Origin of the sequence: Streptomyces sp. ATexAB-D23, from assembly GCF_000373645.1 — a bacterium.
GTDB lineage: Bacteria > Actinomycetota > Actinomycetes > Streptomycetales > Streptomycetaceae > Streptomyces > Streptomyces castrisilvae.
Map to the genome: position 1 here is coordinate 121,076 of NZ_KB892008.1, position 14,456 is coordinate 135,531.

The 14,456-nt window shown below is 71.3% G+C and carries 11 protein-coding genes; 5 read left to right on the top strand and 6 right to left on the bottom strand.

What is annotated here, in order from left to right:
- Positions 1 to 56: 56 nt before the first annotated feature.
- Genes B082_RS0110060 through B082_RS0110070 form a run of 3 tightly spaced genes read right to left on the bottom strand, consistent with a single transcriptional unit; the run spans position 57 to position 2,754 of the window.
- Positions 57 to 950 carry a metal ABC transporter permease gene (locus B082_RS0110060; protein ID WP_018551672.1) on the bottom strand — a complete coding sequence of 298 codons (894 nt, stop codon included), beginning with the start codon at positions 948 to 950 and terminating at the stop codon, positions 57 to 59.
- Positions 951 to 952: 2 nt separating this feature from the next.
- On the bottom strand, positions 953 to 1,735 hold the full coding sequence (locus tag B082_RS0110065; RefSeq protein WP_018551673.1) for a metal ABC transporter ATP-binding protein: 783 nt from the start codon (positions 1,733 to 1,735) through the stop codon (positions 953 to 955).
- A gap of 56 nt (positions 1,736 to 1,791) precedes the next feature.
- Positions 1,792 to 2,754 carry a metal ABC transporter substrate-binding protein gene (locus tag B082_RS0110070; RefSeq protein ID WP_018551674.1) on the bottom strand — a complete coding sequence of 321 codons (963 nt, stop codon included), beginning with the start codon at positions 2,752 to 2,754 and terminating at the stop codon, positions 1,792 to 1,794.
- Between the two features lie 231 nt (positions 2,755 to 2,985).
- On the opposite strand from B082_RS0110070, the gene B082_RS0110075 reads away from it, so the two are divergent.
- On the top strand, positions 2,986 to 4,368 hold the full coding sequence (locus B082_RS0110075; protein ID WP_018551675.1) for a glycine--tRNA ligase: 1,383 nt from the start codon (positions 2,986 to 2,988) through the stop codon (positions 4,366 to 4,368).
- 232 nt (positions 4,369 to 4,600) lie between these two features.
- On the top strand, positions 4,601 to 4,846 hold the full coding sequence (locus tag B082_RS0110080) for a DUF6243 family protein (RefSeq protein WP_018551676.1): 246 nt from the start codon (positions 4,601 to 4,603) through the stop codon (positions 4,844 to 4,846).
- Positions 4,847 to 4,921: 75 nt separating this feature from the next.
- On the opposite strand, the gene B082_RS0110085 is transcribed toward B082_RS0110080, so the two are convergent.
- Positions 4,922 to 6,343, bottom strand: a complete 1,422-nt coding sequence (locus B082_RS0110085; protein ID WP_018551677.1) for an MFS transporter — start codon at positions 6,341 to 6,343, stop codon at positions 4,922 to 4,924.
- A 197-nt stretch (positions 6,344 to 6,540) separates the two neighbouring features.
- Here B082_RS0110085 and B082_RS0110090 point away from each other — a divergent pair, with 197 nt between their 5' ends.
- Complete coding sequence (locus tag B082_RS0110090; protein ID WP_026249623.1) at positions 6,541 to 7,431, top strand: helix-turn-helix domain-containing protein; 891 nt, start codon at positions 6,541 to 6,543, stop codon at positions 7,429 to 7,431.
- Here the strand turns inward: B082_RS0110090 and B082_RS0110095 are convergent.
- Both B082_RS0110095 and bla read right to left on the bottom strand, forming a co-directional pair.
- Entirely contained in the window at positions 7,401 to 8,894 is a 1,494-nt protein-coding gene (locus B082_RS0110095; protein ID WP_086023910.1) for an MFS transporter, read from the bottom strand. The genes B082_RS0110090 and B082_RS0110095 overlap by 31 nt on opposite strands.
- A 15-nt stretch (positions 8,895 to 8,909) precedes the next feature.
- A complete protein-coding gene (gene bla, locus B082_RS0110100; protein WP_018551680.1) occupies positions 8,910 to 9,854 on the bottom strand; it encodes a class A beta-lactamase in 945 nt (314 codons plus the stop codon).
- A 142-nt stretch (positions 9,855 to 9,996) separates the two neighbouring features.
- On the opposite strand from bla, the gene dusB reads away from it, so the two are divergent.
- Together dusB and ppdK are read left to right on the top strand one after the other, a co-directional pair.
- The gene (gene dusB, locus B082_RS0110105) at positions 9,997 to 11,145 is read left to right on the top strand and encodes a tRNA dihydrouridine synthase DusB (RefSeq protein WP_018551681.1); all 1,149 of its coding nucleotides are present in this window, start codon (positions 9,997 to 9,999) and stop codon (positions 11,143 to 11,145) included.
- Positions 11,146 to 11,722: 577 nt separating this feature from the next.
- Complete coding sequence (gene ppdK, locus B082_RS0110110) at positions 11,723 to 14,434, top strand: pyruvate, phosphate dikinase (protein ID WP_026249624.1); 2,712 nt, start codon at positions 11,723 to 11,725, stop codon at positions 14,432 to 14,434.
- Positions 14,435 to 14,456 lie beyond the last annotated feature (22 nt).

Sequence of the window (14,456 nt, forward strand, 5' to 3'; positions counted from 1 at the left end):
CGTACATCTGTCGGGCCATTGTGCCAGCCCGCACCCCGCCGGAGGGGCCCCGGCGGTCAGACGCCGACGTCGTCCGGTGCCGGGCGGGCGGCCGGTACCTCCAGGGTGCACCGTTCCGCCGCCGTCTCGCTGCGCCGGGCCCGGCCGCGGGCCAGTGGGGCGGCGAGCACGGTGAGGGCGACGAAGACCCCGATCGCGAGCAGCACGATCGTCGCGCCGGGCGGGACGTCCTGGTAGTACGAGGTCACGGTGCCGGCCAGGGTGACGCCGACCCCGATGAGGACGGAGAGCACGAACGTCACCTTGAAGGACCGGGTGATCTGCTGCGCGGCGGCGACCGGGACGACCATGAGGGCGCTGACCAGGAGCAGCCCGACGACCCGCATAGCGACGGTGACGGTGACCGCGGCGGTGACCGCGATCAGCAGGTTCAGCACGCGCACCGGCAGACCGGTCACCCGGGCGAACTCCTCGTCCTGGCTGACGGCGAACAGCTGCCGCCGCAGCCCCACGGTCACCAGCAGGACGAACGCGGCGAGCAGCGAGATCGCGGTGATGTCCTCGGAGGAGACCGTGGACAGCGAGCCGAAGAGGTACGAGGTGAGGTTGGCGTTCGAGCCGGTGTCGGAGAGGTTGATCAGCAGGACACCGCCCGCCATGCCGCCGTAGAAGAGCATGGCCAGCGCGATGTCGCCGCGGGTGCGGCCGTACCAGCGGATCAGCTCCATGACGACCGCGCCCGCGACGGCGACGGCCGTGGCCATCCAGACCGGGCTGGTGGAGAGCAGGAAGCCGAGGCCGACGCCGGTCATGGCGATGTGCCCGATGCCGTCGCCCATCAGGGCCTGCCGGCGCTGCACCAGGTAGATGCCGACGGCGGGCGCGATGACGCCGACCAGCACGGCGGCGAGCAGGGCCCGCTGCATGAAGGGGGGTTCGAGGAATTCCATGATCAGCTCAGCAGTCCCGTCCGGACGGGCTCGGAAGCCGCGTGGGGGTGTACGTGGTCGTGGCCGGGCAGGGCGTGCTGCCCGACGGCCTTCGGGGGCGGCCCGTCGTGCATGACACACCCGTCGCGGAGCACGACCGCCCGGTCGATCAGGGGCTCCAGCGGGCCGAGCTCGTGCAGGACGAGGAGCACGGTGGCACCGGCCGCGACCTGTTCGCGCAGGGTGGCGGCGAGGATCTCCTGGCTGGCCAGGTCGACGCCCGCCATCGGCTCGTCCATGATCAGCAGCTCGGGCTCGGCGGCGAGCGCGCGGGCGATCAGCACGCGCTGGTGCTGGCCGCCGGAGAGGGCGCCGACCGAGTCCCTGGCGCGGTCGGCGAGGCCGACGAGCTCGATGGCCCGGTCGACGGCGGCGCGGTCGGCCTTGCGGGGCAGGCCCAGCCGGGTGCGGGACAGCCGCCCGGAGGCGACGACCTCGCGGATCGTGGCGGGCACGCCGCCGGCGGCCGTGGTGCGCTGCGGCACGTAGCCGACCCGGGCCCATGCGCGGAAGCGGCGCAGCGGGGTGCCGAAGAGCTCGACGGTGCCGCCGCTCAGGGGGACCTGGCCGATGACGGAGCGGACGGCGGTGGACTTGCCCGAGCCGTTGGCGCCGAGCAGCGCGACGACCTCGCCGCGGCGCACGGTCAGGTCGATGCCGCGCAGCACGGGGCGTGCCCCGAGGGTGGCGGTGGCGTCACGGACGACGATCACGGGGTCGGGGGTGGTGCTCTGGGGCTCGGGCATGAGCGCCTCCGGTGCTGCTGAGCGGGTCGGGCCGAGGGGTTCGGTGGGGTCGTCGCTCACTTCGCGCCGAGCGCGGTGCGCAGGGCGGCGAGGTTGGACTTCATGACCTCGATGTAGTCATCGCCCTTGGAGGTGTCGGTGATTCCCTCCAGCGGGTCCAGGACGTCGGTCTTCAGCCCGGTGTCGCGGGCGACGGTCTTCGCCGTCTTGTCGCTGGCGAGCGTTTCGAAGAAGACGGTGGTGACCTTCTTCTCCTTCGCGACGGAGTGCAGGGCGCTGATGCGGGCGGGGCTGGGCTCGGCCTCGGGGTCGATGCCCGCGATGCCCTCCTGGGTGAGGCCGTAGCGCTCGGCCAGGTACCCGAAGGCGGAGTGGGTGGTGATGAAGGTCTTGGTCGCGGTGTCCTTCAGCCCCGTCCGGTACGCCGTGTCGAGCGCGCCGAGCTCCTTGACCAGGGCGGCGGTGTTCTTGCGGTAGTCCGCGGCGTGGTCCGGGTCGGTCTTCTCCAGGGACTTGCCGACGCCCTTGGCGACCTCGGTGTACTTCACCGGGTCCAGCCAGATGTGCGGGTCGGCGCCGGCCTCCTCGCCCTCGTGCTCGTGCGCGTCGTGGCCGTGCTCCTCGTCGCCGACCTCCGTGCCGTGGTCCTCCAGCGTGGTCAGCGTCGTGACGTCGAGGGTGTTCGAGGAGTCGGACTGCTTGATCGCGTCGTCCACGGCGGGCTGGATGCCCTTGAGGTAGAGGATGAAGTCGGCGTCGCCGAGGCCGCCGATCTGCCGGGGGCTGAGCTCCAGGTCGTGGGGTTCCACGCCGGGCTTGGTCAGGGTGGAGACGGAGACGTGGTCGCCGCCTATTCGCTCGGCCAGGAACTGCATCGGGTAGAAGGACGCCACCACGTCCAGCCGGTCGCCGTTCTTGTGATCGGAGGCGTTGGAGGTCGAGCAGGCGGAGAGGGTGGTGAGCCCGAGGACGGCTGCGCCTGCGACGGCGGCGGTGGGTATGAGGCGGCGTACGTTCATGACAGTCATTTTCAACAAAAGTGGAAACGATTGTCAACAAGCCGGGTGGGGCGGGGGGCGCGGTGAGGGGCCGGCACCGGGCGAAGGCGGCGGCTCCGGTATCGATTTGATCGAAGGGGCGTGCCCGCCGGTAATCTGGGCCATTCGCCCGCTCGTCTCCCGACCACCACCCCCACAGAGGCGCCCCGGGCCACCCTTGTCCAGTTCCGTCGTCGTAATGAAGAGAGCACCGTGGCCGCCGACAAGATCGACTCCATCGTCAGCCTGAGCAAGCGCCGTGGCTTCGTCTACCCCTGCAGTGAGATCTACGGTGGTCAGCGCGCCGCCTGGGACTACGGGCCGCTGGGCGTCGAGCTCAAGGAGAACCTCAAGCGCCAGTGGTGGCGCTACATGGTCACCTCCCGCGAGGACGTGGTCGGCATCGACTCGTCGGTCATCCTGGCCCCCGAGGTGTGGGTGGCCTCCGGCCACGTCGCCACGTTCTCCGACCCGCTGACCGAGTGCACCTCCTGCCACAAGCGCTACCGCGCGGACCACCTGGAGGAGGCGTACGAGGAGAAGCACGGCAAGCCGCCGGTCAACGGCCTGGCCGACCTCAACTGCCCCAACTGTGGCAACAAGGGCACCTTCACCGAGCCCAAGCAGTTCTCCGGCCTGCTCTCCACGCACCTCGGCCCGACCCAGGACTCCGGCTCCGTCGCGTACCTGCGCCCCGAGACCGCCCAGGGCATCTTCACCAACTTCGGCCAGGTGCAGCAGACCTCGCGCAAGAAGCCGCCGTTCGGCATCGCGCAGATGGGCAAGTCCTTCCGGAACGAGATCACTCCGGGCAACTTCATCTTCCGCACGCGCGAGTTCGAGCAGATGGAGATGGAGTTCTTCGTCAAGCCGGGTGAGGACGAGCAGTGGCAGGAGTACTGGATGGAGCAGCGCTGGAACTGGTACACCGGTCTCGGCCTGCGCGAGGAGAACATGCGGTGGTTCGAGCACCCGCAGGAGAAGCTCTCCCACTACTCCAAGCGCACCGCTGACATCGAGTACCGCTTCCGCTTCGGCGGCAGCGAGTGGGGTGAGCTGGAGGGCGTCGCCAACCGTACGGACTACGACCTCACGGCCCACTCCAAGGCCTCCGGCACGGACCTGTCCTTCTTCGACCAGGAGAAGAGCGAGCGCTACACCCCGTACGTCATCGAGCCCGCGGCCGGTGTCGGCCGCGCGATGCTGGCCTTCCTCCTCGACGCCTACAGCGAGGACGAGGCGCCGAACGCCAAGGGCGTCATGGAGAAGCGCGCCGTGATGCGTCTCGACCCGCGCCTGGCGCCGGTCAAGGTCGCGGTCCTCCCGCTGTCCCGCAACGCGCAGCTCTCGCCGAAGGCCAAGGGCCTCGCCACGGACCTGCGGCAGAACTGGAACATCGAGTTCGACGACGCGGGCGCCATCGGCCGCCGCTACCGTCGCCAGGACGAGATCGGCACGCCGTTCTGCGTCACCGTCGACTTCGACACCCTCGACGACAACGCGGTCACCGTCCGCGAGCGCGACACGATGAAGCAGGAGCGCGTCTCCCTGGACCAGATCCAGGGCTACCTCGGCTCCCGCCTGCTCGGCTGCTGACGGCCGCATCCGCCGACCGGGGCCCCCGGTTCCGCGCCCGCCGCGGAGCCGGGGGCCCCGTGCGTCCGGAAAACGGGGTGAGGAGGGCGCCCCGTATGGGTACCGTCATCCGCATGTATTCGTTCTTCCAGATCTACGAGTGAGCGCGCGGCGGGTCCGACCACCCGCCGCCCCCCCCGTATCGATCCAGGGTCGCGACAGACCTCACTGAGACCAGGAATGGGAGAACCCCGTGGCCAAGAGCCGTAACAACCTCCTCGGCGTCGGCGGACAGCGCAAGAAGCTGTCCCGCACCGGGGCGCAGGGCGTCGGCCCCGCGCGCGACGCCGACCGCAGGACGGCCGCCGACCAGAAGCAGGAGCTGCTCCGCAAGATGCGGGAGCGGGCCACCGGCGTCGCCGAGCCGGAGACCCCGGACGCCGGCCAGGAGACCGCCCAGGAGCGCGAGACCCCGCAGGGGAGCGCCGGGCAGAGCTGACCCGTACGACGGAGCCCCGGCGTACGGACCGCGCGGTCCGTACGCCGGGGCTCCGGCATTCCGGCAGAACCCGCCTCACCCCACCGCGCGCGGCAGCCGCAGGCTCAGCAGCGTCGTCAGGGCGACCGCCGCCAGCTGGACCAGCAGCGTGATGATCAGGGCGTCCCGCATCCCCGAGCCCGGCACCAGGGCCAGGAACAGCGAACCGAGCGTCGCCACGCCCAGCGTCAGCGCGGCCTGCTGGGTCGTCGTCATCACCCCGCCGCCCACCCCGGCCCGCTCCGGCGGCACATCGGACAGGACGATGCGGAACAGCACCGGCAGCTGGAGGCCCTGGCCGAAACCGGCGACGGCCATCCCGGGCACCAGCCCCGCCATCCCCAGGTCCGGCCAGCCGCGCCACACCGTGAGCGCGAGCACCACGACACCGGCCGCCTGCACCAGCCCGCCCGCCGTCACGACCCGGCTGCCGTAACGCCGAACCAGCCGGGGACCGGCCAGCGAGGCCGCGAAGAAGGCCACCGCCATCGGGGCCATCGACAGGCCCGAGGCGGCCGGGCCCAGCTCAAGGCCCTGCTGGAGCGCCACCGCGATGACGAACATGAAGCCGCCGAAGCCCACCGAGAACGGGGCCACCAGCGCCAGCCCGCGCCGCAGCGATTCCAGCCGCAGCAGGCTCGGCGGCACCAGCGGGATCAGCCCGCGCCGGTCCGCCCGCCGCTCCACCCGGTAGAAGGCGCCCGCCGCGAACGGGAACAGCGCGAGCGACACCCAGGTCCACAGCGGCCAGCCCGCCGCCCGCCCCTCGGTGAGCGGGGCCAGCAGGGTCACCAGCGAGACGGCGAGCAGCAGCGTGCCCGGTACGTCGACGGGCGCCGGCCGCTCGGAACGGGTCTCCGGCACCGCGCGCGCCGCCAGCACCAGCCCGACCGCAGCCACCGGGACGTTGACCAGGAACACCGAGCGCCAGCCCGCGCTCTCGCCGAACACCGACGACAGCGGCGCGGCGGCGACCAGCGCCCCGCCCAGGATCTGGCCCGCGACCATGGAGAGCCCGGCCGTCGCCCCGTACAGGCTCATCGCGCGGGCCCGGCGGTGGCCCGAGGTGGCCGCCTGGATGGTGGCGAGCACCTGCGGCAGCATCAGGGCCGCCGCCGCGCCCTGCGCCACGCGCGCCCCGACCAGGGACCAGGCGTCCGGCGCGAGCCCGCAGGCCAGGGAGGTCAGCCCGAAGGCCGCCATGCCGGTCAGGAAGAGCCGCCGCCGGCCCGCCATGTCGCCGAGCCGCCCGCCGAGGACGAGCAGCACGGCGTAGGAGAGCCCGTAGCCCGCGACGACCAGTTCCAGCAGGGCGGGACCCGCCGCCAGGTCGTGGTCGATGGTGGGCAGGGCGACGTTGACGATGAAGAAGTCGATCAGGGGCAGGGCCGCGCCCAGCAGCACGGTGAACAGCCCCAGCGCCCCGAGCGCCGGGGCGGGGTGGTCGTGCCGTGGCACCGGAGACGCGGTGGGGCCTGCCGTCGTCGTGCGTACAGAGGGCGTGCGTACAGAGGAATCACTCACGACAGCGACTCTCGCTCCACTCGGAGCCTGGTACCAGAGTGTCTTTATCCTGGTACAAGTACCACCTGGAACAGCCCGCCTCTTGTCCGCGGAACCTGGAATCGGCCCGGTCCGTCCCGCACCCTGGAGGAATGACGACGATGGCGACCCCGGCCGCGCGGACGGCCGCCCCCGGCCGCAGTGAGCCCGAGATCCGGCGGCACGAGCTCGCGAACTTCCTGCGCAGCCGCCGCGAACGCATCACCCCCGAGCAGGTCGGACTCGTCCGGGGCCGCCGTCGGCGCACGCCGGGGCTGCGCCGCGAGGAGGTCGCCCAGCTCTCCGCCGTCGGCGTGACCTGGTACACCTGGCTCGAACAGGCCAGGGACATCCAGGTCTCGCCCCAGGTCCTCGACGCGCTCGCACGCGCCCTGCTGCTGGACCGCAGCGAGCGCAGCCACCTCTTCTCGCTGGCGGGCGCCGCCGACCCCGCGCCCGGCACCGACTGCCCGCACATCACCCCGGCCCTGCGCGCCATGCTGCGGCAGCTGGAGCCGATCCCCGCCTGCGTGCAGAACAGCCGGTACGACATCCTCGCCCACAACCGCACCTACGGGCGGCTGCTCTGCGACATGGACGCGGTCGCCCCCGAGGACCGCAACGTCATGCTGCTCGCCTACACGAACGAGCAGTGGCGCTCCTCGGTCATGGACACCGCCGAGGTCGCCCGCTATCTGACCGCCAAATTCCGCGCGTCGATGGCCGACCACCTCGCCGAACCCTCCTGGAAGGATCTGCTGGGGCGGCTGGAGGCGGCCTCACCGGAATTCCGTGAGAACTGGGCCCGGCACGAGGTCGTGGGGGCCGGCAGCCGCTCCAAGATCTTTCGCAACGCCTGGGTGGGCCTGCTCCGCGTGGAGACCACCGACCTCTGGCTCGGCCCGGCGGCAGGACCCCGGCTGGTCAGCTACGCCCCCCGGGACGAGGAGACCCGCGAGCGCCTGGAGCGCCTTCAGGAACTGGTCCGCGCCGCCGAGGACTGAGCGGCGGACAGCGCGTCCATGTCCCCGGTCCCGGGCTCCGCGAGGCGTTCGGCGGTCCGGCGGGCCGTGTCCCGCGCCCAGCGTCCGCTGCTCAGCGCCCCGACCAGCAGGACGCACAGCCCGCAGCCGGTGACGATCCACCAGCCGGGCCTGCTCGCCGCCACGAAGCCGTCCGTCGCGCCGGCCGAGGAGCCCCCGCCGCTCATGCCCGCCGCGAGGGCCGCGCCGATCACGGCGACGCCGAGGGTCTGCCCGATCTGCCGGCTGGTGGACGCGACGGCCGCCGCCACGCCCGCCTGGGAGCGCGGCATGCCGGAGACCGCGGTGTTGGTGATGGGCGCGTTCACCATGCCGAAGCCCAGACCGAACAGCACATAGGCGGCGAACATCGAGACCGTGCCGGTCTCCGCGTCGAACGCCGCGAGCATCAGCCCGCTCACCGCCATCGCGCAGCCCGCGACCAGCAGCGGGATGCGCGGCCCGCGCGCGGCCACGAGCCGCCCCGAGAGCGGCGCCAGAACGCAGACCATGGCCGCCATCGGCAGCGTGTACAGACCGGCCTCCAGCGCGCTCAGCCCCCGGACGTCCTGGAGGTAGAGGGTGTTGAGGAAGAGGAATCCGCCGAGACCGGCGAAGGCGCTGACCGCGATGACGGTGGCCCCGCTGAACGGGGCGCTGCGGAAGAACCGCAGGTCGATCAGGGGGTCCGTGCGCCGGGGCTCGTACACCAGCAGACCGGCCAGGGAGGCCGCCGCGAGCGAGGCGAACAGCAGGATCTCGGCGGAGACCCAGCCCTTCTGCGGGGCCTCGATGATCGCGTACGTCAGCGAACCCAGCAGAGTGATCACCAGGAGCTGCCCCACCGGGTCCGGGCGGCGGGCCCGGTGGGCGCGTGACTCGGGGACGTAGCGCCAGGTCAGCAGCAGGGCGGCGATGCCGACCGGCAGGTTGACCCAGAAGATCGAGCGCCAGCCCACCGAGTCGACCAGGAGGCCGCCGGCCACCGGGCCCGCCGCCATCGAGATGCCGACGACACCGCCCCAGACGCCGATCGCGCGGGCGCGCTCACGGGGGTCGGTGAAGGTGTTGGTGATGATCGACATCGCCACCGGGTTGAGCATGGAGCCGCCGACGGCCTGCACCATCCGGAACGCGATCAGCGCCTCCAGGTTCGGCGCCAGCGAACAGAGCGCCGAGCCCAGCGTGAACAGGACGAGCCCCGCCATGAAGACCTTGCGCCGGCCGATCCGGTCGGCGGTGGAGCCCGCGAGCATCAGCAGGGACGCGAGGACGAGCGTGTACGCGTCGATCGTCCACTGCATCCCCGCGACGCTCGCGTCCAGCTCCCGGCGCATGGCGGGCAGGGCGACGTTCAGGGCGGTGGTGTCGAGGCTGACGATCAGCAGACTCATGCAGCAGATCGCCAGCACCAGCATCCGCCGCCGGTGGCTGAGCTCAGGCATTCATCGATAGTACGACTAACTAACGACCCCTGCCGCCAGGGCCTTCGCCGCGTCCCGGACCAGCGGGTGGTCGCCCGCGGCGCCGGAATCGCCGTCGGGCTTCGTCGTCAGCACCGCCAGGACCACCGGCGCCCCCTCGGGCGTCCACGCGATCCCCACGTCGTTGCACGAGGCGTACGAGCCGCCGCCGGTCTTGTCCGCGACCGTCCACTCCACCGGCAGCCCGGCCCGGAAGCGGGTGCCGCTCGTCCGGCAGTTCAGCAGCCACCCGGTCAGCCGTTCCCGGTCCCCGGGCTCCAGCACGTTCCCCAGGACGAGCCGCGCGTAGTCACGGGCGATCGCGGCGGGGCTCGTCGTGTCCGTGACCCGGCCCGGCTCGGCGGAGTTGAGCTCGGGCTCCCAGCGGTCCAGCCGGGTCACCCCGTCGCCCAGCGAGCGGGCGAAACGCGTGACCGTGCCGGGGCCGCCCAGCTCGCGCAGCAACAGATTGGCGGCGGTGTTGTCGCTGTCGCCGATGGCCGCGTCGCACAGCCGGGCGACGCTCAGCCCGTTCGCGATGTTCTCCGGGGTGTTCGTGATGGGCGAATCGGAGACGCAGTCCGCCCCGGTGTAGTGGATCACCTTGTCCAGGACCTCCCCGTCCCGGTCCAGGTCCCGCAGGACGGCCGCAGCGGCGAGCGTCTTGAAGGTGGACAGCATGGGGAAGCGCTCGTCGGCCCGGTGGCGGACCGCGACCCCGGTGGCCACGTTGTACGCGAAGGCCCCGACGCGGGCGCCGTGCACCCGCTCCAGCTCGCGCAGCCGGGCCGTCGTGGAAGCGGACGCACGCGCGGTCGCCGCCCGAGCGGGTCCCGCGCCGAGCAGCAGCGCCCCGGCGGCGCCCGCGCCGCCGAGCGTGAGCAGCCCGCGGCGGCTGGGGGTCGCGGTGCCGGTACGGATTAAGCGTGAGGTGGGCAGCATGGTCTTCGTCTCCTTCGTGAGCCGGCTCCTTGCCGGAAACCCCACGCTACGGCGGGGCTCCGGCAATGCCCGCCCCTTTCCCCCGCCCCGGCGGGCCCCGGCCGCCCGTGGAGCAGTGGCGCGGGTACGGGACAATGGGGCCATGACCACGCTCGCCCCCTCGCCCCCGCTGCTCCGCATCGGCCCGCACACCGTGCAGCCGCCGGTGGTCCTGGCCCCCATGGCCGGCATCACCAACGCCCCCTTCCGCACGCTGTGCCGGGAGTTCTCGGGCGGCAAGGGGCTGTTCGTCAGCGAGATGATCACGACGAGGGCGCTGGTCGAGCGCAACGAGAAGACCATGCAGCTCATCCACTTCGACGCGAGCGAGACCCCCCGCTCCATCCAGCTGTACGGAGTGGACCCGGCCACCGTCGGCAAGGCGGTCCGCATGATCGTCGACGAGAACCTGGCCGACCACATCGACCTGAACTTCGGCTGCCCCGTCCCCAAGGTCACCCGCAAGGGCGGCGGCTCGGCCCTCCCGTACAAGCGGCCGCTGCTGCGCGCGATCCTGCACGAGGCCGTCTCGCAGGCCGGGGACCTGCCCGTCACCATCAAGATGCGCAAGGGCATCGACGACGACCACCTCACCTTCCTCGACGCCGGCCGGATCGCCGTGGAGGAGGGCGTCACGGCCGTCGCCCTGCACGGTCGTACGACCGCCCAGCACTACGGCGGCACCGCCGACTGGGAGGCCATCGCCCGCCTCAAGGAGCACGTCCCGGAGATCCCGGTCCTCGGCAACGGCGACATCTGGTGCGCGGACGACGCCCTGCGCATGATGCGTGAGACCGGCTGCGACGGCGTGGTCGTGGGGCGCGGCTGCCTGGGCCGCCCCTGGCTGTTCGGCGATCTGGTCAGCGCGTTCGAGGGGACGGCGACGAGGCAGGCGCCCACGCTGCGCACCGTCGCGGACGTCATGCTGCGGCACGCGACGCTGCTGGGGGAGTGGATCGGGGACGAGGCCCGGGGCGTGATCGACTTCCGCAAGCACGTGGCCTGGTACCTCAAGGGCTTCGCGGTCGGCTCCGAGATGCGCAAGAAGCTGGCGGTCACTTCCTCGCTGGAGGAACTCGGGTCCCAGCTCCAGGAGCTGGACCTGGACCAGCCCTGGCCGGACGGCGCCGACGGGCCGCGCGGGCGCACCTCGGGCAACAACCGGGTGGCCCTTCCGGACGGCTGGCTGAAGGACCCGTACGACTGCGCGGGCATCGGCGCCGACGCGGAGCTGGACACCTCCGGGGGCTGAGGCCGAGAGAGCGGTGTGACGGGAGGGCACGGGGTGCCCTCCCGTTCTTCTTGCCCTCCTCCCGCACCATCCGCTCATCTGAGCGCTCCGTGGGGCGTAAATCGGGCTGCGCATCCTTGAATCGGCGCTCTGTGTACACGTATTGCCCAGGGTTCTGTCTCTGTGTAAGCGAATTCTCTGCGCGCAGTTACCAAACGGGTGTCCGGATGGTGACATCTGAGCGGCCATTCCGGAGTGATTCTCGCCACTCTGAGAGTGTCTACGCTCTGATGAGCGCGAAAATGAGGGCTGCACTTCTCAAATGATGGCACTGGGTGCCAGGTATCTCTACTTTGATCGATCGAGGTTTTGGCTACTTTCAGCCACCGAACCACCGGGATCGGGGTGCTCTCCGTAATTCTGTGTACGAGTCCTGAACGCAGTGATCCATGGGGCCCGTCGACCGGGTGACTTTCGATCTGCTGGCGGACGGGTGGTTACGGCCCCACGACGCGCAAGTGGACGTACCCACGCACCTTCGATCTGGGTATGTTCCTCGCCGTCAGGGCAGCCACCGCGTCTTCGAGGAGTCGAGACCGTGTCGGAAAACAGTGATGTGCAGAAGTTCGTCTACGACTTCACCGAAGGCAACAAGGAACTGAAGGACCTGCTCGGCGGGAAGGGGGCCAACCTCGCCGAGATGACCAACCTCGGTCTCCCCGTCCCTCCCGGGTTCACCATCACCACCGAGGCCTGCAAGGTCTACCTGGAGAGCGGCGAGGAGCCGGCGGCGCTCCGCGACGAGGTGAGTGCGCACCTCGGCGCCCTGGAGACGCGGATGGGCAAGAGGCTCGGCCAGGCCGACGACCCGCTGCTGGTCTCGGTCCGCTCGGGCGCCAAGTTCTCGATGCCCGGGATGATGGACACGGTCCTCAACATCGGCCTCTCCGACGCCTCCGTCGTGGGCCTCGCCGACCAGGCCGGTGACGAGCGGTTCGCGTGGGACTCCTACCGCCGCCTCATCCAGATGTTCGGCAAGACCGTCCTCGGGGTCGACGGCGACCTCTTCGAGGAGGCGCTGGAGGCCGCGAAGGAGGCCAAGGGCGTCACCGTCGACGTGGACCTCGACGCGGCCGACCTGAAGAAGCTGGTCGAGCAGTTCAAGAAGATCGTCACCCGCGACGCGGGCCGCGACTTCCCGCAGGACGCGCGCGAGCAGATGGACCTGGCCATAAAGGCGGTCTTCGACTCGTGGAACACCGACCGGGCCAAGCTCTACCGCCGCCAGGAGCGCATCCCCGGCGACCTCGGCACCGCCGTCAACGTCTGCTCGATGGTCTTCGGCAACCTCGGCCCCGACTCCGGTACGGGCGTCGCCTTCACCCGTGACCCGGCCAGCGGCCACCAGGGCGTCTACGGCGACTACCTCCAGAACGCGCAGGGCGAGGACGTCGTCGCGGGCATCCGCAACACCGTGCCGCTCGCCGAGCTGGAGCAGATCGACAAGAACTCCTACGACCAGCTGCTCAAGATCATGGAGACGCTGGAGACCCACTACAAGGATCTCTGCGACATCGAGTTCACCATCGAGCGCGGCCACCTGTGGATGCTCCAGACCCGGGTCGGCAAGCGCACCGCCGGTGCCGCCTTCCGCATCGCCACCCAGCTGGTGGACCAGGGGCTGATCGACGAGGCCGAGGCCCTTCAGCGGGTCAACGGGGCGCAGCTGGCGCAGCTGATGTTCCCGCGCTTCGACGACACCGCCAAGACCCGGCGGCTCGGCCGGGGCATCGCCGCCTCGCCGGGCGCGGCGGTCGGCAAGGCGGTCTTCGACTCGTACACCGCCGTCAAGTGGTCCCGCTCCGGCGAGAAGGTCATCCTGATCCGCCGCGAGACCAACCCGGACGACCTGGACGGCATGATCGCCGCCGAGGGCATCCTGACCTCGCGCGGCGGCAAGACCTCGCACGCCGCCGTCGTCGCCCGGGGCATGGGAAAGACCTGTGTCTGCGGCGCCGAGGAGATCGAGGTCGACACCAAGCGCCGCCGGCTGACGGTCGGCGACACCGTGGTGGAGGAGGGCGACCTCGTCTCCGTCGACGGCTCCACCGGCAAGGTGTACCTCGGTGAGGTCCCCGTCGTGCCGTCCCCGGTCGTCGAGTACTTCGAGGGCCGGATGCACGCGGGCGCCGACGACGCCGACGAGCTGGTCGCGGCCGTGCACCGGATCATGGCGTACGCGGACCGGGTGCGCCGGCTGCGGGTGCGGGCCAACGCCGACAGCGCCGAGGACGCGCTGCGGGCCCGCCGCTTCGGCGCCCAGGGCATCGGGCTGTGCCGCACCGAGCACATGTTCCTCGGCGAGCGCCGCGAGATGGTCGAGAAGCTGATCCTGGCCGACACCGACCAGGAGCGCGAGACGGCCCTGGAGCAGCTGCTGCCGCTCCAGAAGGCGGACTTCATCGAGCTGTTCGAGGCGATGGACGGGCTGCCGGTCACCGTACGGCTGCTGGACCCGCCGCTGCACGAGTTCCTGCCCGACATCACCGAGCTGTCGGTGCGGGTGGCGCTCGCGGAGTCCCGCAAGGACGCCAACGAGAACGACCTGCGGCTGCTCCAGGCCGTGCACAAGCTGCACGAGCAGAATCCGATGCTGGGTCTGCGCGGGGTCCGCCTCGGGCTGGTCATCCCCGGTCTGTTCGCCATGCAGGTGCGGGCCATCGCCGAGGCGGCCGCCGCCCGTAAGAACGCCAAGGGCGACCCGCGCGCCGAGGTCATGATCCCGCTCGTCGGCACGGTCCAGGAGCTGGAGATCGTCCGCGAGGAGGCGGACCGGGTCATCGCCGAGGTGGAGGCCGCCACCGGCACCGACCTCAGGCTGAAGATCGGCACGATGATCGAGCTGCCGCGCGCCGCGCTGACGGCGGGGCAGATCGCGGAGGCGGCGGAGTTCTTCTCCTTCGGCACCAACGACCTGACCCAGACGGTGTGGGGTTTCTCCCGCGACGACGTGGAGGCCTCGTTCTTCACCGCGTACCTGGAGAAGGGCATCTTCGGGGTCTCGCCGTTCGAGACGATCGACAAGGACGGCGTCGGCTCGCTCGTACGCAGTGCCGTGGCGGCCGGCCGCGCCACCCGTCCCGACCTGAAGCTGGGCATCTGCGGGGAGCACGGGGGTGACCCCGAGTCGGTGCACTTCTTCCACGAGGCGGGCCTCGACTACGTCTCCTGCTCGCCGTTCCGCATTCCGGTGGCGCGGCTGGAAGCGGGCCGGGCGGCCGCCGGGCCGCGGGGCAGCGACAGCCGCTGACGCGGCACCCAGCACTGATTCC